This window comes from Paraburkholderia sp. BL9I2N2 (genome assembly GCF_004339745.1).
In the GTDB taxonomy this organism is placed as follows: domain Bacteria; phylum Pseudomonadota; class Gammaproteobacteria; order Burkholderiales; family Burkholderiaceae; genus Paraburkholderia.
The window spans coordinates 133,255-151,528 of record NZ_SMGP01000001.1; the positions used below are offsets into that span (position 1 = coordinate 133,255).

The 18,274-nt window shown below is 61.6% G+C and carries 16 protein-coding genes; 13 read left to right on the forward strand and 3 right to left on the reverse strand.

Annotated elements, in window-relative coordinates:
- The first annotated feature begins 41 nt into the window (after nucleotides 1-41).
- Genes B0G74_RS47635 through B0G74_RS00605 form a run of 3 tightly spaced genes read left to right on the forward strand, consistent with a single transcriptional unit; the run spans nucleotide 42 to nucleotide 3,701 of the window.
- Nucleotides 42-725: a hypothetical protein gene (locus tag B0G74_RS47635; protein ID WP_347814507.1), complete on the forward strand. Its 684-nt coding sequence runs from the start codon at nucleotides 42-44 to the stop codon at nucleotides 723-725.
- Entirely contained in the window at nucleotides 662-1,897 is a 1,236-nt protein-coding gene (locus B0G74_RS00600) for a hypothetical protein (protein WP_347814508.1), read from the forward strand. Before B0G74_RS47635 ends, B0G74_RS00600 begins: the two co-directional genes overlap by 64 nt.
- 7 nt (nucleotides 1,898-1,904) lie before the next feature.
- The gene (locus B0G74_RS00605) at nucleotides 1,905-3,701 is read left to right on the forward strand and encodes a methyltransferase domain-containing protein (protein WP_132373091.1); all 1,797 of its coding nucleotides are present in this window, start codon (nucleotides 1,905-1,907) and stop codon (nucleotides 3,699-3,701) included.
- A 119-nt stretch (nucleotides 3,702-3,820) separates the two neighbouring features.
- On the opposite strand, the gene B0G74_RS00610 is transcribed toward B0G74_RS00605, so the two are convergent.
- Nucleotides 3,821-4,666 (reverse strand): MurR/RpiR family transcriptional regulator, encoded by an 846-nt coding sequence (locus tag B0G74_RS00610; RefSeq protein ID WP_132373093.1) that lies wholly within the window; start codon nucleotides 4,664-4,666, stop codon nucleotides 3,821-3,823.
- Nucleotides 4,667-4,954: 288 nt separating this feature from the next.
- On the opposite strand from B0G74_RS00610, the gene edd reads away from it, so the two are divergent.
- The 4 genes from edd (at nucleotide 4,955) to B0G74_RS00630 (ending at nucleotide 9,750) form a co-directional block, all read left to right on the forward strand.
- Complete coding sequence (gene edd, locus B0G74_RS00615; protein ID WP_132373095.1) at nucleotides 4,955-6,859, forward strand: phosphogluconate dehydratase; 1,905 nt, start codon at nucleotides 4,955-4,957, stop codon at nucleotides 6,857-6,859.
- A gap of 25 nt (nucleotides 6,860-6,884) precedes the next feature.
- Entirely contained in the window at nucleotides 6,885-7,526 is a 642-nt protein-coding gene (gene eda / locus B0G74_RS00620; protein ID WP_132373097.1) for a bifunctional 4-hydroxy-2-oxoglutarate aldolase/2-dehydro-3-deoxy-phosphogluconate aldolase, read from the forward strand.
- A 330-nt stretch (nucleotides 7,527-7,856) separates the two neighbouring features.
- Entirely contained in the window at nucleotides 7,857-9,242 is a 1,386-nt protein-coding gene (locus tag B0G74_RS00625) for a GntP family permease (protein ID WP_132373099.1), read from the forward strand.
- A gap of 10 nt (nucleotides 9,243-9,252) precedes the next feature.
- Nucleotides 9,253-9,750, forward strand: a complete 498-nt coding sequence (locus B0G74_RS00630) for a gluconokinase (protein WP_132373101.1) — start codon at nucleotides 9,253-9,255, stop codon at nucleotides 9,748-9,750.
- A gap of 88 nt (nucleotides 9,751-9,838) precedes the next feature.
- On the opposite strand, the gene purB is transcribed toward B0G74_RS00630, so the two are convergent.
- On the reverse strand, nucleotides 9,839-11,227 hold the full coding sequence (gene purB, locus B0G74_RS00635; protein ID WP_132373103.1) for an adenylosuccinate lyase: 1,389 nt from the start codon (nucleotides 11,225-11,227) through the stop codon (nucleotides 9,839-9,841).
- A 138-nt stretch (nucleotides 11,228-11,365) separates the two neighbouring features.
- Nucleotides 11,366-12,118: a glycosyltransferase family A protein gene (locus tag B0G74_RS00640; protein WP_132373105.1), complete on the reverse strand. Its 753-nt coding sequence runs from the start codon at nucleotides 12,116-12,118 to the stop codon at nucleotides 11,366-11,368.
- A 237-nt stretch (nucleotides 12,119-12,355) separates the two neighbouring features.
- Here B0G74_RS00640 and B0G74_RS00645 point away from each other — a divergent pair, with 237 nt between their 5' ends.
- The 6 genes from B0G74_RS00645 (at nucleotide 12,356) to B0G74_RS00670 (ending at nucleotide 18,154) form a co-directional block, all read left to right on the forward strand.
- Nucleotides 12,356-13,312 (forward strand): LysR family transcriptional regulator, encoded by a 957-nt coding sequence (locus B0G74_RS00645; RefSeq protein ID WP_132373107.1) that lies wholly within the window; start codon nucleotides 12,356-12,358, stop codon nucleotides 13,310-13,312.
- Between the two features lie 138 nt (nucleotides 13,313-13,450).
- Nucleotides 13,451-14,764, forward strand: a complete 1,314-nt coding sequence (locus tag B0G74_RS00650; protein WP_132373109.1) for a Glu/Leu/Phe/Val dehydrogenase — start codon at nucleotides 13,451-13,453, stop codon at nucleotides 14,762-14,764.
- Nucleotides 14,765-15,038: 274 nt separating this feature from the next.
- Nucleotides 15,039-15,932: a glutamate/aspartate ABC transporter substrate-binding protein gene (locus B0G74_RS00655; protein WP_132373111.1), complete on the forward strand. Its 894-nt coding sequence runs from the start codon at nucleotides 15,039-15,041 to the stop codon at nucleotides 15,930-15,932.
- A gap of 82 nt (nucleotides 15,933-16,014) precedes the next feature.
- Nucleotides 16,015-16,755: an amino acid ABC transporter permease gene (locus B0G74_RS00660; protein ID WP_132373113.1), complete on the forward strand. Its 741-nt coding sequence runs from the start codon at nucleotides 16,015-16,017 to the stop codon at nucleotides 16,753-16,755.
- Complete coding sequence (gene gltK / locus B0G74_RS00665; protein WP_132373115.1) at nucleotides 16,755-17,432, forward strand: glutamate/aspartate ABC transporter permease GltK; 678 nt, start codon at nucleotides 16,755-16,757, stop codon at nucleotides 17,430-17,432. Before B0G74_RS00660 ends, gltK begins: the two co-directional genes overlap by 1 nt.
- Nucleotides 17,429-18,154, forward strand: a complete 726-nt coding sequence (locus B0G74_RS00670) for an amino acid ABC transporter ATP-binding protein (RefSeq protein WP_012434314.1) — start codon at nucleotides 17,429-17,431, stop codon at nucleotides 18,152-18,154. The genes gltK and B0G74_RS00670 overlap by 4 nt, the downstream gene beginning before the upstream one ends.
- The last annotated feature ends 120 nt before the right edge of the window (nucleotides 18,155-18,274 follow it).

Here is an 18,274-nt window from a genome sequence, read left to right on the forward strand (position 1 = left end):
TCGCTCACGCTTTAACGATATTCAATCATCCGGAGAACATCATGAAATTCAGCATCAACAAGTTCGAACACCTCTGCTATCGCCGTGAACATGAGAAGGCGGGCCGCATGCTACTGGAGTTGCTCAACAAGATCGATCAAAACTATGGCGTATTGATGGACATCGATACGTGGGCCCAGTCGGGCGAAGCGCACAACATTATGGACGAACACCTGCTCGCACGAATCACGTCTGCGATCACCGCACTGGCCACGGATCCGAAATTTACGATCTCGGACGTCGGGATCGGGCGTCTCATGCTGTTCCAGCGCTGGCTTGCCGCCATGTTCTCGGCAAGCCCATTCCGCAATGCGGACCACATTCTGCGTTCACTGGGCGTAGACGAAGAAGCGCGCAATGCGATTGAGCTTCGCAACAACGAATTCCGCAAGTTTCAGTTGTTCTATCTTCCGGAATCTGAGGTTCGCGTCGACTGGGACGTTCTGTGGAAAGCCAGCAAGGTGATGGCCGCAAGCATGGCGACGACGATCATGTCTTCGCGCTTCCTCGGCACACCGTCCGCGCATCAGAAGCGCGAGATGTTGCTGCGCTGGTTGCCTGAGCGGCTTGCGGAAATCGAAAACGTTGACGCGCTTCGATGGGCGTGCTGCACGACATGTACATGCACTGCAGCTACGCGGACCTGCCGGGCAAGCACGACATCAAGAAGCCGATCAACACGCTGATCCGTCGCAAGCTCGCAAGCCTGGACATCCACGACGTACAGCGTGCCGCCGCTCCGGCTGTCGCCGGCGAAAAGCCGGTGGTGATCGTGGTGCTGGAATGGTTCTCGAAGAACCACTCGATCTACCGCACGCACTCGCAAACGATGGTCGCGATGCGCGACAAGTTCCACCTCGTGGGTATGGGCTACAACGGTCGCGTGGACGATGCGGGCAAGGCCGTCTTCCATGAATTCATTCCGCTCGAAGGCGCGAACCTGTGGGAAACCGCCCGGCAGGTGCGGGAGACGAGCGAAGCACGCCAGGCACAGATGATGTACATGCCGAGCGTTGGCATGTTCCCGATCACGATGGTGCTTGCCTGCCTACGCGTCGCCCCAACGCAATTGATGGCGCTGGGTCACCCCGCCACGACGCACGGTCACGCAATGGACTATGTGGTGGTCGAAGAAGATTACGTCGGCGACGAGGCCTGCTTCAGTGAGAAGCTGCTGAAGCTGCCTTCGGACGGCATGCCGTATCGTGCGCCGGCCGCGCTGCTCGAGTTGAATCTGCCGGAGAAAGCGCCCTCGGACGGCGTCGTGAAGATCGCCATCGCCGGTACGACGATCAAGCAAAACCCGGGCTTCCTCAATACGTGCGCCCAGATTGCGCGCGAATCGAAAGTGCCGGTGAAGTTCCATTTCCTGATGGGCCAGGCGAACGGACTGATCTATCCGCAAGTGCGCAATCTCATTCGCCGTTTGATGGGCGATGCGGCTGTCGTGCACAAGCATCAGAACTACGCGGGCTATATGAAGGTGATCGCGGGTTGCGATCTGTTCCTGAATCCGTTCCCGTTCGGCAATACGAATGGCATCGTCGATACGGTGTGGGCAGGCCTCGTCGGCGTGTGCAAGACCGGCCGCGAAGTGCACGAACATATCGACGAAGGCATGTTCCGCCGTCTCGGCTTCCCCGAGTGGATGGTCACGAAGACCAACGAAGAGTACAAGGCAGCGGCACTGCGTCTGATCGAAAACGCTGAAGAGCGTAACGAACTGTCGGCGAGGCTGGCGGGTCCTCAGGCTATCGAAAAGCTGATCTTCGCGGGACGTCCGGAAATCCTCGGCGAGCGCATGCAGGCACTGTGGCAAGAACAGATCGACGTAGCAACGCCTGCAGCGGCTGCATGAGGCGAATATGAACGAAACGAGCAAATCGGCACTGCGCCGCTCGCACGATCCGGCCTTCATACAACACTACTTCGTGGGCGAAGGCCTCGACATCGGCGCCGGGGAGGATCCACTGGCAGCGCACACGCATCTCTTTCCTCGGGCTCGCCGCATCCAGTCGTGGGGCGAGCAGCAAGGCGACGTGGTGCAGATGAAGGGCGCAGACGACGGGTCATTCGACTTCGTGCATGCCAGTCACGTCCTCGCCGAAGTCACCAATCCGGGCAAGGCGCTGGCAAGGTGGCTGGATCTGCTGAAGCCCGGTGGCTACGCGGTCCTGACTCTCCCCGACGAGGACCTGTATGGAAAGGGTGCTTGGCCGAACCGCTTCAACAAGCGGCACAAGGCGAGCTTCACGATCTGTAAGCCCGAAAAGCAGTTGGCGCAATCGATCAATATCCTGGACCTGATACAGACGCTGTCGCACGTCGCATCTTGCGAACGTGTAAGTCTCGTGCGCGATCACTACGATGAAGCGCGCAACGACGCGGATCAGACCGCACGCGGTCTCGCGGAATGCGCGATCGAAGTCGTGTTGCGCAAGCGTGCCGTGCCGACGGCGCAGAACATGCTCGACGCCATCGTGAAGGCGCGTAGCGCGGAGGCGAGCATCCACGCTGGCCGACACGCGGTGAAGACTTATCCGTACCGGTTTATGGTCTACCATCGGTCAATGATGGAGTGGCTCCGCTGGGACCGGGAGGATGAGGTCGATCGTATTTTGGAACAATGTGTCGTGCGTCTTCCCAATGAGCATCTGCCGCGTTTATATCGCGCGTTGCATGCAATTTCGCGCGGTAAGCTACACCACGGCTTCCGGTTGCGCGAAGCGGCGATGGCGTCGTTCGGCTGGCAACGCCGCACGACGGCGCAACCGCCTGCCACGTTTCCCGAGTGGAAGGGCGAATCGCTTGAGGGCAAGTCGATCGTGATCTGGAGCGAGTTCGGGCTAGGCGACGAGATTTTCTTCTTGCGTTTCGCTCGCATGCTGCGCGAGCGCTGCGGCGCCGCGCGCGTGACAGTAATGTGCCAGACGCCGCTCGTGTCGCTTTTCGAAGTCTCCCGCGAAGCCGACGCCGTCATCGACGTGAAACATGCCGCACAACTGCCGGCGCACGATTGCTGGGTGTTCCCGCATGCCATTCCTGCGCATCTGCCGTTGGAGCTAGACGCACTGCCCGTATCGGTGCCCTTCTTGCGCGCGCCGTCCGACGAGGCGCCTGCTTTACTGCGGACCGAGTCGCATGCGCTGAAGGTCGGCGTGGTATTCAAAGGTGCGCCGACGCACGAAAACGACCACGCGCGCTCGCTGCCGTCATTGTCCGTGCTCGACGAACTGTTCCAGCTCGAAGGCGTCGAGTTCTTCAGTCTGCAAAAAGGCGCGGGTGCCGACGAGGCCGCGCAGTACGCGCAACGATTGTCGAACTTTCATGATCTGGGCGCCGACATTCGCAGCATGGACGAGACTGCCAGTGCCATCGCGGCACTGGATCTCGTGCTGACGGTCGATACGTCGGTTGCGCACGTCGCGGGCGCGATGGGCAAGCCAACGTGGCTGATGTTGCCTTCGTACGGCGACTGGCGTTGGCACTACACGCGGGAAGACAGCCCTTGGTATCCAACGATGCGCCTCTTTCGCCGGCGCTTCGACGGCAACTGGCCCGAAGTCGTCGCGCGCATTTGCGGCCATCTGCTGACGCTGATCGCATCGAACCTGGACAGCGCAGGCTCGTCAGCCCTTCCTGCCCCTGCGATTTCCAGGTGACCGTGCGGCGGTTGCGTCCCTCTCAGGTGACCGAGTGAAGCGCGCTGTCGGCGTGCGCGAAGACTCTGGTGCAAATAGGTGGCTGGGTCGAGAGTTTCATATAGATCGGGATACGCTCTTCAACCTTCGCCGTCGATCCTCAACCGGCCAATCACCCCTTTCGCCTGTCCAACCCGCTCGACCAACTCAGGCCCGCGCTTGAGCGCGACGCCGACCGCCAGAATGTCGCCGATCGCCAGATGCGACATGCGCGACGTCATCGGCGAAAACACGTCGTTTTCCTCGACCACGTTCGAGAACAGGCAGATCGACGCGACGCGCGCAAGCGGCGAACTGCCATGCGTGATCGCGATCACCTTCGCGCCGCGAGCGAGCGCTGAGCGCGCCGCTTCGATGATGTCGCGGGTTCGGCCGGTATTCGACACCGTGACCACGACATCGCCGGGTCCGAGCAGCGCCGCCGACATCGAGTAAGTATGCGGATCGGAGTACGCGACGCTCGGCATGCCGAGCCGGAAAAACTTGTGCTGGATATCCTGCGCGGCAATGCCTGAGCCGCCCGCTCCATAGAACTCGATGCGCGCCGCGTTCGCCAGCAGATCGACAGCCGCTTCGATGCTATCCGGCGACAGGCTGTTACGCACCTCGATCAACGTGCCTATGGTCCGGTCGAATACCTTGGCGATCAGTCCGGGCGCGCCCTCATCCGGCCGCACATCCCGATAGACGGTCGGCACGCCCGACGCAATCCCTTGCGCGAGCCGGATCTTGAACTCACGAAACCCCGAAAACCCGAGCGCATGACAGAACCGCGCGATGGTCGGCTGGCTCACGCCCGCGCGGGCGGCCACTTCCGTCATCGACAGATCGAGCACTTCGCGCGGCGCCTCGATCACGTAGTCGGCGAGTTTGCGCTCGGACGGCCGCAACTGCTCGCGCATCTCTTCCACCTGAGACAGCATCATTGGAAAACTCGCACTATGCTGAAGAATGCGTGGACTATAGCTGATTGCTGAGAAGGTACAAAAACTACATTTATGCCTGTAGGTGTAATCCCTAAGTTTTAGGCGTGAGGCGAGAAGCTAAGCCGGTTGGGCGTTTCAGGCAATCAAAACATGCCGCAGCGCAGCACCAGAGCACATTGCGATCATGTAGTTTTTCTACTAAGATGGCGTCGTCAACTGATTCGACATCCCCGCGATACCTACCTGGCATAGGGCGCGCACGCTCACGCCAGCGACGAAGGAGCTCCGATGGTTTCCCCGCATTCGCAATTGTTGAAGGTCACGCAACGCGTGGTCGAGCGCAGCAAACCCACTCGTGAGGCGTATCTCGCCCGCATCCACCATGCGCAGGGCAAGTTTCCGGCGCGCGGCGCGCTCTCCTGCGCCAATCTCGCGCACGGTTTCGCGGGCCTCGAAGGCAACGACAAACTCGTCATCAAGCAGATTCGCGAGCCGAACATCGGCATCGTGTCCGCGTACAACGAAATGCTGTCGGCCCACGCGCCGTACAAAAACTACCCCGACATCATCAAGCAGGCCGCGCGTGAAAACGGCGGCGTCGCGCAATTCGCGGGCGGCGTGCCGGCCATGTGCGACGGCGTCACGCAAGGCAATGCCGGCATGGAACTGTCGCTGTTCTCGCGCGAAGTCATTGCGATGAGCACGGCGGTCGCGCTCACGCACAACATGTTCGACGCGGCACTGTGCCTCGGCATTTGCGACAAGATCGTGCCGGGCCTGTTGATCGGCGCGCTGCAATTCGGCCATATCCCGACCATCTTCGTGCCGGCCGGCCCGATGGGCAGCGGCCTGTCCAACGACGACAAAGCCAAGACCCGCCAGCTCTTCGCCACCGGCCAGTGCGACCGCGGCGCGCTGCTCGAAGCGGAAGCCGCCGCGTATCACAGCCACGGCACCTGCACGTTCTACGGCACCGCGAACAGCAACCAGATGCTGATGGAAGTGATGGGCCTGCATCTGCCGAGTTCGGCTTTCGTGCATCCGCATACACCGCTGCGCGACGCGTTGACAGCACAAGCCGCGCGCCGTGTGCTCGATCTGACCGTGGAACGCGGCAATTACATGCCGATCGGCCACGTGGTCGACGAAAAAGCGATCGTCAACGGCATCGTCGCGTTGCTGGCGACGGGCGGCTCGACCAACCACACGCTGCATCTGGTCGCGATTGCACGCGCGGCGGGCATCGTGATCGATTGGGACGACTTCGACACGCTGTCGCAAGCGGTGCCTCTGCTCGCGAAGATTTACCCGAACGGCAAGGCCGACGTGAACCACTTCCACGCGGCAGGCGGCGTCGCGTTCCTGGTGCGCAATCTGCTGGAAGGCGGCTTGCTGCACGAAGACGTCAACACTGTCGCGGGCAAGGGCCTGAAGCACTACACGGAAGAGCCGAAGCTGATCGACGGCAAGCTGCAATGGGTGCCGGGCGCGCAAGCGAGCGAAGACACGGCGGTGTTGCGCGGCATCAAGGAACCGTTCCAGCCGGACGGCGGTTTGCGCCTGATGCAGGGCAAGCTCGGCCGCGGCGTCATCAAGATTTCCGCGGTCGCGGCGCAGCATCGCAAGGTCAAGGCGCCGGCGATCGTGTTCGATTCGCAGGAAGCCGTGCAGGAAGCGTTCGACAAGCACGAACTGAAGCGCGACTTCATCGCCGTGGTGCGCTTCCAGGGCGCGCGGGCAAACGGCATGCCTGAACTGCATCGTTTGACGCCGCTGCTCGGTGTGTTGCAGGATCAAGGTTTCCATGTTGCATTGGTCACAGATGGCCGCATGTCCGGCGCGTCGGGCAAAGTGCCGGCGGTGATTCACCTGTCGCCGGAAGCGTTGCTGCAAGGGCCGATCGGCAAGGTGCGCACGGGCGACATGCTGGTGATCGACGCCGAAGCCGGTGTGCTCGACATCGAGATCGACGCGGCCGAATGGGCGGCGCGGCCGAACGCCGTGCCGCAGCATCAGGCCGAAAACGAAGTCGGTTTCGGCCGCGAACTGTTCGGGGTATTCCGCGCGGCGGCGGCGCCGGCGGAGCAGGGTGCGTCGGTATTCGGCGCGATGGTGGGCGAGCGTCCGGCGCATCACGGCGAAGCAGCCAAAGCTCATACCGCAAAACACACAAGCACCACTCACGCCAGCTGAGTGCTGCAGAACAAGGAGTCTGACTATGACCTCGAAAACAGTAAGCGATATCGTGCGCCTCGGCCCGGTGATTCCGGTGCTCGCGTTCGACTCGGTCGAACAGGGTGTACACGTGTCTCGCGCGCTGCACGCGGGCGGCGTGAAGGTGCTGGAAATCACCTTGCGCACTGCAGCAGGCCTCGAAGCGATCGAACGCGCGAGCCAGTTGGCCGAAGATATCGTGGTCGGTGTCGGCACGATTACGAAGCCCGAGCATTGCGCTCAGGCCAAGAAGGCGGGCGCGCAGTTCGGCGTCTCTCCTGGCCTGACGAGAGACATGCACAAGGCCGCGCAGGATGCGGGCTTGCCGCTGCTGCCGGGCGTGATGACGCCGTCGGACATCATCGCGGCGCTGGAACTCGGCTACGAAATCGTGAAGTTTTTCCCGGCGCAGCAAGCCGGTGGCGTGCCGATGCTGCAAGCTTTTCACGGTCCGTTCCCGAATCTGAAGTTCTGCCCGACCGGCGGTATCACGGCGGAAACGGCGACGCATTTCCTGTCGCTGCCGAACGTGGTTTGCGTGGGCGGCTCGTGGCTCACGCCGAAAGCCGCGCTCGCCGCGCAAAACTGGGACGAGGTCACGCGCCTCGCGCGGGCCGCGAGCCAGTTGGCCGCGCCCGCCCATTGAGTTGAAGCGGTCCGCACGCTAAGCGTTATCAAGGTCCCGCGCAAAGGAGCCTCGTCGATACAGCCGCTCAGGCTGTCCTGGCGAGGCTCTTTTGCGATATGCGCGCGGAATTGGCGCACGTTTACAGACAACAAACAGTAAAATTCAGCGTCCGCGCGGTCAGCCCGGTTTCAAGGCGCCGCACAGGTCGCCGTGAGACGAAGTGCTGCCGTGTCCGCACGCACAAGAAAACGCCGGTCCGCCCGAAGTTTTCTTGTGACCCCCTCAGGGGGCTGGCGCGCAGCACCAGGTCGGATGCACTCAAATCAATAACGCAAAAGGAGGAGCTTCATGGAAGCTGTCCACGGCAGCACGCTGCTGGTCTTCGCGGTGATCGCCATCGCATTGCTGATCCTGCTGATCACGCGCTACAAGGTTTATCCGTTCCTCGTCCTGATCATCGTGTCGCTGCTGCTGGGTCTTGCATCCGGCATGCCGATGGCCACCATCGTCAAATCGTTCGAAACGGGTAACGGCAATACGCTCGGACACATAGCGGTCGTGGTGGGTCTGGGCACGATGCTCGGCAAGATGATGGCCGAATCGGGCGGCGCCGAGCGTGTCGCCACCACGTTGATCAACTTCTTTGGCGAGAAGAACATCCACTGGGCGATGATGATCGTGGCGATCATCGTCGGCTTGCCGGTGTTCTTCGAAGTCGGTTTCGTACTGCTGATTCCGATCGCCTTCAACGTCGCGAAGCGCACCAACAAGTCGCTGCTGCTGGTCGGCTTGCCGATGGTCGCGGGCCTGTCCGTCGTGCACGGGCTGCTTCCGCCGCATCCGGCCGCGATGCTCGCGGTGCAGGCGTATCACGCGGATATCGGCAGGACCATCGCCTATGGGCTGATCGTCGGCGTGCCGACCGCGATCGTCGCGGGTCCGCTGTTCGCGTTGCTGATTAGCCGCTATATCAAGCTGCCAAAAGACAACGCGCTCGCCGCGCAATTTCTCGGTCACGATGACGAAGCCAAAAACGGCACGCAAAACGCCGCGCCGAAGCGCGAACTGCCCAGCTTCGGCATCACGCTGCTCACGATCCTGCTGCCGGTGATCCTGATGCTGGTGGGAAGCTGGGCCGATCTCTTCACCACGCCGAAAACCTTGCCGAACGACCTGCTGCACTTCGTCGGCAATTCGGACGTCGCGTTGCTGATCGCGGTGCTGGTCAGCTTCTGGACCTTCGGTGCGAGCCGCGGTTTCAATCGCGAGCAGATCCAGAAATTCTGCGGCGACTGTCTCGCGCCGATCGCGGGCATCACGCTGATCGTCGGCGCGGGCGGCGGTTTTGGACGCGTGCTGATGGATAGCGGGATTTCGAAGGAAATCGTCAATGTGGCGACCGCCATGCATCTGTCGCCGCTGTTGTTCGGCTGGCTGGTGGCCGCATTGATTCGTCTGGCCACGGGTTCGGCCACGGTCGCCATGACCACGGCGTGCGGCATCGTCGCACCGATCGCTTCGGCTAGCGGCGTGCATGTCGAGCCGGAACTGCTGGTGCTCGCCACCGGCTCGGGCTCGCTGATCTTCTCGCACGTGAACGACGGCGGTTTCTGGCTGATCAAGGAATACTTCGGTATGACAGTGGGGCAGACCTTCAAGACATGGTCGCTCCTCGAAACCATCATTTCACTGATGGGCTTGGGTTTGACCTTCGCGCTCGCGACGGTCGTGTAAGGAGTTTTTGATGATTCTGATCGCAATGGGCGTGTCGGGCGCCGGCAAGACGAGAATTGGCGAAATGCTGGCGGAACGCCTGCATTGCGCGTTCACCGATGGCGACGCGTTTCACAGCGCCGCCAACAAGGAGAAGATGCACCACGGCATTCCGCTCACCGACGAAGACCGTTGGCCGTGGCTGCAAACCATCCGCGTGGCGATCGTCGAGAAGCAGAAGGCGGGCGAGACGGCGGTATTCACGTGCTCATCGCTGAAACGCTCGTATCGCGACGTCTTGCGCGACGGCGACCGGGACGTGTGCTTCGTGTATCTGAAGGGCTCGCGTGAAGTGCTGGAGCAGCGTCTGACCACGCGCACCGGCCATTTCTTCGATCCGTCGCTGCTGCAAAGCCAGCTCGACACGCTCGAAGAGCCGGGCCCGGACGAAGCGATCACGGTGAGCATCGAACTGTCGCCGGAAGAGATCGTCGTCGAAGTGCTGAGGCAGGTGGAAGCGCGTCAGTGAGTGTGCTTAGTCGCTGCAAATAAAAAACCGCTCCGAGGAGCGGTTTTTTTACGCCTCGGGCTACGAGGCGATGTACGACTCAAGCCGTTCAAGCGATCCGCTTCGCCAGCTCGACCGCCTTGCCGATGTACGACGCCGGCGTCATCGCGAGCAAACGGTCTTTCGCGTCCTGCGGAATCGCGAGGCCGTTGACGAACGTTTGCAGCGCTTCGCGCGTGATGCCCTTGCCGCGCGTCAATTCCTTCAACTGCTCGTACGGATTGTCGATGCCGTAACGGCGCATCACCGTTTGCACCGGCTCGGCCAGCACTTCCCAGCAGTTGTCGAGGTCTTCGTTCAGACGCTGTGCATTCACTTCGAGCTTGTCCAGACCGCGGATCAGCGAGTCGTACGCGAGCAGCGAGTAACCGAACGCGACGCCGATATTGCGCAGCACCGTCGAATCGGTCAGGTCGCGCTGCCAGCGCGAGACCGGCAGCTTGTCGGCGAGATGGCGCAGCGTGGCGTTCGCGAGGCCGAGGTTGCCTTCCGAGTTTTCGAAGTCGATCGGGTTGACCTTGTGCGGCATGGTCGACGAACCGATTTCGCCGGCCTTGGTGCGCTGCTTGAAGTAGCCGACCGAGATGTAGCCCCACACGTCGCGGTCCAGATCCAGCAGGATCGTGTTGGCGCGCGAGACCGCGTCGAACAGTTCGGCCATGTAGTCGTGCGGCTCGATCTGGATCGTGTACGGATTGAACGTGAGCTTCAGGCGCTGTTCGACCACTTCGCGCGAGAACGCTTCCCAGTCGAACTCCGGATACGCGGACAGGTGCGCGTTGAAGTTGCCGACCGCGCCGTTCATCTTGCCGAGCAGTTCGACCCTGGCGATACGATCGATCGCGCGTTCCAAACGGGCCGCGACGTTGGCGAGTTCCTTGCCGAGCGTGGTCGGGCTGGCCGGCTGGCCGTGCGTGCGCGACAGCATCGGCTGTTCGGCGTGCGCGTGAGCCAGCGCGACGAGGCGCTGATGCACCGAGCGCAGCGCCGGCAGGATCACGTGTTCTCGGGCGCCCGCCAGCATCAGGCCGTGCGACGTGTTATTGATGTCTTCCGAAGTGCAGGCGAAGTGGATGAACTCGCTCGCGCGTTCCAGTTCCGCCTGACCCTTCACCGATTCCTTCAGCCAGTACTCGACCGCCTTCACGTCGTGATTCGTGACACGTTCGATTTCCTTGATGCGCGCGGCATCGTGCGCGGTGAAGCGCTCGGCCAGTTGCAGCAGGAATTGTTCGGACGCTTCGGAAAAGCGCGGCACTTCGGCGAAACCGGCGCGCGACAAGGCGATCAACCAGTGGATTTCGACCGTTACGCGATTGCGCATGAAAGCGGCTTCCGAGAGCCAGTCGCGCAGGGCTTCGGTTTTCGAGGCGTAGCGGCCGTCGAGCGGGGAGAGCGCGTTCAGCGCGAACAGGGTGTCGGGGCGAGTGTCGGACATGATGGGGGCCGGGTGAGGGCAAAACGCAAGGGTGAAAACGCGGGGGAAACTGCCGGAACCGCGAATTTTACCACCGGACGCCGCTTGCCCCGATTTCGCCGCGACGCGCACGGCGCCCGCATGGCGGCTGTGTGGCGGCTAGTCCGGATAGCCTTCGTAGCCGGGAAACAGGGTGGGCAGCGTGAAGGCCGGCATCGAGTAGCGCGAGAAGCAGCGTGAGGTGGACGCGGGATGGACCAGATGCAGGCAACTGGCTCGCGGATCGTCCACGGCGATCACGTTGCGGCCTGCCTCGACCACGCGCCGGATGAAGCTCTCGTCGTCGCACAGGTTGATATCGTCAAAGGCCGAGACCGCGGCAAGCGCTTTGTCGTACACGTATGAGAAACCATAGAACAGGATGAAATCCGCGCCGATCTGCATTTTCTCGTGGAACTCGATGTGGCTGACCGAACGCCCGCTCAGTTCGTAGTGCAGGCCCACTTTGGCGTTCAGGTCCATGTAGCCGAAGAATTGCGTGTGCGGCGCGTACATGAAGAAGCCCGATAGCTTGATGAGATCCGCGCGGTTCTCCTGCATCGTCCTGACCATGTGGGCGAGGTAATGCGGCGCGTAGTGGTCGTCGTCGTCGAAATGGGCGATCACCGAGCCGCGCGATTCGGCGATCAACGCGTTGCGCTTCGCGCCGATCGACATACGCGCGGCGGAATGAAAGTAGCGAACGCGTACGTCCTGCGACGCCAGCGCTTGCAAATACGCGCTCGGCTCGGGGCTGTCATCGAGGATCAGCCATTCCCAGTCGATCTGCTGGCGAAGCACGCAGCGGGCGATGGCCGGCAGCAAACGCTCGCGATTGGCCGTCGGGGTGATGATGGAGACGAGTGGGGACATGGCGGGTTTGCGCGCATGGTAAGGCGCGTTGTCGACGAAGCTTGGTGGAGGACGCGGCGCACCGGCCGCGGCGGCGTGAGCGCAGCAAGATAGCGGCTCGCCGCCGGCCCGCCCATCGGCGCAATCCGATTTCGCATTGGCGGGCTATCGCGCGTTCGCGCGCACACTCGCCACAGCCCGGCTCTCGACACCCACTAGAATGCTGACTTCCTCTCTCCCGTCGGCAGCAGGCCCCGCATGGAACTGAAATGGCTCGAAGACTTCGTTTCGCTAGCGGAAACGCGTAGTTTCAGCCGCTCGGCTGAATTGCGACACGTCACGCAGCCAGCGTTCTCCCGGCGGATTCAGGCGCTAGAAGCCTGGCTCGGCACGGAACTGATCGATCGCTCGGTCTATCCGACGCGGCTCACGGCGGCCGGCCAGGTATTCAACGAGCAGGCGCTCGCCATGCTCTCGCAGTTCCACGAAGCCCGTGCGCTACTGCGCGGCCATACGGCGACGCCGCAGGCGACCATCGAGTTCGCCGTGCCGCATACGCTGTCGCTGACTTACTTCCCACGCTGGCTGCAGCGGATCGAAGCCCATCTGGGCCCGATCCACACGCGCCTGCGGGCCCTGAACGTGCACGACGCGGCGTTGTCGCTGGTGGAAGGCGGCTGCGATCTGATGATGGGCTATCACCATCCCAGCCATCCGGTCGCGCTCGATCCGGGCCGCTACGACATGCTGACGCTCGGCAATGAGCCGATCAGTCCGTTCTCGGCGCCGGGCCGCGCCGGCCGGCCGCGTCACACCTTGCCGGGCACGGCCGAGGCACCCACGCCTTACCTGTCCTACACGCCGAACGCCTATCTGGGACGGATGACCGAAGTGATCCTCGCCAACGCGCCGGAGCGCCTGTACCTCGACCGGCTCTACGAAACCGATATGGCCGAAGGACTCAAGGCGATGGCACTGGCGGGGCACGGCATCGCTTTCCTGCCGCACAGCGCGGTGGAAGACGCGGTCGCCGACGGCAAGCTGATCCGCCTCGACCGCGCCACGCGTGGCACGCCGGAAGGGCAGCTCACACTGACCATGGAGATTCGTCTGTATCGCGACAAGCTCGCGGCGAAGAGCGACGATGCGCGACAGATACTCGTGCGTCAGTTGTGGGAGGTGGTGTCCGAGGAACTGGCCCAAGGCACGGCCTGAAATCCTGCTTCCCTACGACGCGAATTTGCGGCTTCTCGATGGTTATGCAAAAAAAACATAATCGGATAAGGAAACGGCATTGGATTTCAAAACGGCGTTTTTCCACAATGCTGTTACTCGATCAACGCCGGAGCGTTCATGTCATCCCAGCAACAAGCAGCACAATCCGCATTAACGTTGCAGTCGGTTCCTTCCTACCTGAATAAAGACGATCTCGGCCCGTGGGGCAACTACCTGCGTCAGGTCGATCGCGTCGCGCCGTACCTCGGCTCACTGTCCCGCTGGCTCGAAACCCTGAAGCGCCCGAAGCGCATTCTGGTCGTCGACGTGCCTATCGAACTCGATAACGGCACGGTCGCGCACTTCGAAGGCTATCGCGTGCAGCACAACGTGTCGCGCGGTCCGGGCAAGGGCGGTGTGCGTTACCACCAGGACGTGACGTTGTCGGAAGTGATGGCCTTGTCGGCGTGGATGTCGGTGAAGAACGCTGCGGTGAACGTGCCGTACGGCGGCGCGAAAGGCGGCATCCGTGTCGACCCGCGCACCTTGTCGCGTGGCGAGCTGGAGCGCGTGACGCGCCGCTACACGAGCGAAATCGGCATCATCATCGGACCGAATACCGACATTCCCGCGCCGGACGTGAACACGAACGAGCAGATCATGGCGTGGATGATGGACACGTACTCGATGAACCAGGGCCAAACGGCCACCGGCGTCGTGACGGGCAAGCCGATCACGCTGGGCGGTTCGCTCGGCCGCCGCGAAGCGACGGGCCGTGGCGTGTTCGTGGTGGCTTCGGAAGCCGCGCGCCGTATCGGCGTCGACATTGAAGGCGCGCGCATCGCGGTTCAAGGCTTCGGTAACGTGGGCGGCATCGCGGCGCGTCTGTTCCAGGAAGCGGGTTCGAAGCTGGTTGCGGTGCAGGATCACACCGGCTCGCTGTACAAGTCGACCGGTATCGACGCCGTCGCACTGCTCGAACACGTGGCCAAGACGGGCGGCGTGGGTGGTTTCCCTGAGGCGGACGCGGTCACGAACGATGAATTCTGGACCGTCGAATCGGACATCCTGATTCCGGCGGCGCTGGAAAACCAGATTACCGAAAAGAACGCCGGCAAGATCAAGACGAAGATCGTCGTGGAAGGCGCGAACGGCCCGACCACCACGGCGGCGGACGACATCCTGCACGATCGCGGCATCCTCGTGATTCCGGACGTGGTGGCGAATGCCGGCGGGGTGACGGTGTCGTACTTCGAATGGGTGCAGGACTTCTCGAGCTTCTTCTGGACGGAAGACGAGATCAACCAGCGCCTCGAGCGTGTGATGCGTGAAGCATTTGCCGCGGTGTGGCAGGTGTCGAGCGAGCAGAAGGTGTCCGTGCGGACCGCGGCGTTTATCGTCGCGTGTAAGCGGATCCTGGAAGCGCGCGAACTGCGCGGCCTGTATCCCTGATCTTTCCGCGTCTTTCTGTTTCAAACGGCGGTTTCGCTATCCCGCGGATCCGCCGCCAATCCTTGCTTCAACGCGGTCCACAAGACGGCGTGTTCGACCCGGCGTGCGGCATCGTATCGATGCCGCCCGCCTTTGCATATGCGGAAAGGTTGACCGACCGGCCCGAAGCGCCGTAAACCTGTAGCGGCGCACACGCAACAACATGGTTTATAGCGATACTTTCAGAATAATTACTTTGCTAAACTGGCGCCGGTTCTTGCCAAGGAGATCACAAATGAAGGTTAAAAAAGCTGCGCTGCTGCTCGCGACTCTCGGACTGTTCACGGTTGGCGCGCATGCGCAAGACGCTGGTACGCTGAAAAAGATCAAGGACACGGGTGTCATTTCGCTGGGTCATCGCGAATCGTCCATCCCGTTTTCGTATTACGACGACAAGCAGAACGTCATCGGTTACTCACAGGAATTCGCCCTGAAAGTGGTGGAGGCGGTGAAGCAGAAGCTGAACATGCCGAACCTGAAGGTGAAGCTCACGCCGGTCACGTCGCAAAACCGTATTCCGCTGGTGCAAAACGGCACCGTCGACATGGAATGCGGCTCGACCACCAACAATGCTGAACGTCAGCAACAGGCTGCCTTCTCGAACACGATCTTCGTGATCGGCACGCGCCTGATGACCAAGAAAGACTCCGGCATCAAGGACTGGGCGGACCTGAAGGGCAAGACGGTCGTCACGACCGCCGGCACCACGTCCGAGCGCCTGCTTCGCAAGATGAACCAGGACAAGAGCATGGGCATGAACATCATCAGCGCGAAGGACCACGGCGAGTCGTTCCTGACGCTCTCCACGGGCCGCGCCGCTGCCTTCATGATGGACGACGCACTGCTCGCGGGCGAACGCGCGAAGTCGAACAACCCGGGCGATTTCGTGATCGTCGGCACGCCGCAATCGCATGAAGCCTACGGCTGCATGATTCGCAAGAACGATCCGGAATTCAAGAAGGTGGTCGACGACGCGATCGCCAAGGTCGAAACTTCGGGCGAAGCCGATCAGATCTACAAGAAGTGGTTCGAATCGCCGATTCCGCCGAAGGGCCTGAACCTGAACTTCCCGGAAAGCGACGACATCAAGGCGCTCTACAAGAGCCCGAATGACAAGGCAATCGATTAAACCTTAGCTGTTTTTTTGAAACGCCGAACGAAACGGAAGGGGCCACGCGCTTCTTCCGTTTCTTTTTGCTGGAGTCTTGGTCATGTCATATCACTGGAACTGGGGCATTCTGCTGAGTCCCGTCTCCACCGGCGAGCCGACCACGTATCTGGGCTGGCTGCTGTCGGGCTTCTGGGTGACGATTACGGTATCGCTGTCGGCGTGGGTGATCGCGCTGATCGTCGGTTCGTTGTTCGGCGTGCTGCGCACGGTGCCGAACAAATGGGCCTCGGGTATCGGCACGGTCTATGTCGCGATTTTCCGTAACATCCCGCTGATCGTGCAGTTCTTCATCTGGTATCTCGTGATACCGGAGTTGCTGCCTCCCTCAATGGGCAACTGGTTCAAGCAACTGCCGCCGAGCGCGCAGTTTTTCTCGTCGTCGATCATCTGTCTCGGGCTTTTCACGGCCGCGCGCGTGTGCGAGCAGGTGCGCTCGGGTATCAACGCGTTGCCGCGCGGCCAGCGCGCCGCGGGCCTGGCCATGGGCTTCACGCAATGGCAGACGTATCGCTATGTGCTGCTGCCGGTCGCGTATCGGATCATCGTGCCGCCGCTTACGTCCGAGTTTCTGAATATCTTCAAGAACTCGGCGGTGGCGTCGACAATCGGTCTGCTCGATCTGTCCGCTCAGGCGCGACAACTGGTCGACTACACGTCGCAGACGTATGAGTCGTTCATTGCGGTCACGCTGGCGTACATGCTGATCAATCTGGTCGTGATGCAACTGATGCGCTGGGTCGAAGCCAAGACCCGGTTGCCCGGCTATATCGGAGGCAAGTAATGCACCATTTCGACTGGAGCGGTATTCCGGGCGCATTGCCTACGCTGTGGACCGGCGCCATCGTCACCCTCAAGATCACGCTGATCGCAATCGTGTTCGGCATCGTCTGGGGCACGGTTCTCGCCATGTTGCGGCTGTCGTCGTTCAAACCCTTCGAGTGGTTCGCGAAGGGCTATGTGACGATCTTCCGTTCGATCCCGCTGGTGATGGTGCTGCTGTGGTTCTTCCTGATCGTGCCGCAAGTGCTGCAAAACGTGCTCGGTTTGTCGCCGGATATCGACATTCGCCTCGCGTCGGCCATGGTCGCTTTCTCGCTGTTCGAGGCGGCGTACTATTCGGAGATCATCCGCGCCGGCATTCAGTCAGTGCCGCGCGGGCAGGTCAACGCGGCGTTCGCGCTCGGCATGAGCTACTCGCAGGCCATGCGTCTGATCGTGCTGCCGCAGGCGTTCCGCGCAATGGTGCCGCTGCTGCTCACGCAGGGTATCGTGCTGTTTCAGGATACGTCGCTCGTCTACGTGATCAGCCTCGCCGACTTCTTCCGCACGGCCACGAATATTGGCGACCGTGACGGTACGAATGTCGAGATGGTACTGTTCGCGGGCGCGTGTTATTTCGTGATCTGTGTGGTCGCGTCGAGCCTCGTCAAAGGTCTTCAGAAAAAGGTCGCAAGATGATCTCTATCAAGAATGTTTCGAAGTGGTACGGCCAGTTTCAAGTGCTGACTGACTGCACGACGGAAGTCAAAAAGGGTGAAGTGGTGGTGGTGTGCGGGCCGTCGGGCTCGGGCAAGTCCACGCTGATCAAAACCGTCAACGGCCTCGAGCCGTTCCAGAAGGGCGAGATCGTCATCAACGGGCAGTCGCTCACCGACAAGAAAACCAATCTGTCGAAGCTGCGTGCCAAGGTCGGCATGGTGTTCCAGCACTTCGAGCTGTTCCCGCATCTGTCGATCGTGCAGAACCTCACGCTCGCCCAGGTGAAGGTGCTCGGCCGCTCGAACGACGAAGCCACGGCGAAAGGGCTGAAGCTGCTCGATCGCGTCGGCCTGCGTGCGCACGCGGACAAGTTTCCGGGCCAGTTGTCGGGCGGTCAGCAGCAGCGCGTGGCGATTGCGCGCGCCTTGTCGATGGACCCGATCGCCATGCTGTTCGACGAGCCGACCTCGGCGCTCGATCCGGAAATGATCAACGAAGTGCTCGACGTGATGGTCGAACTCGCGCAGGAAGGCATGACCATGATGTGCGTGACGCACGAAATGGGCTTCGCGAAGAAGGTCGCGCACCGCGTGATCTTCATGGACAAGGGCTTGATCGTGGAAGACGACCGCAAGGAAGACTTCTTCGCCAATCCGAAGTCGGATCGCGCGAAGGACTTTCTGGCGAAGATTCTGCACTGAGTTTGTTCCAGGGCGGCGCCGTTCAGACGGCGTCGCGCGGGCAGAAAAAAGCCGCTTCGGAAGAAGCGGCTTTTTCGTTTCTGGTGATTCGATTCGATTCGAGCGAATGCTCGCGTGATT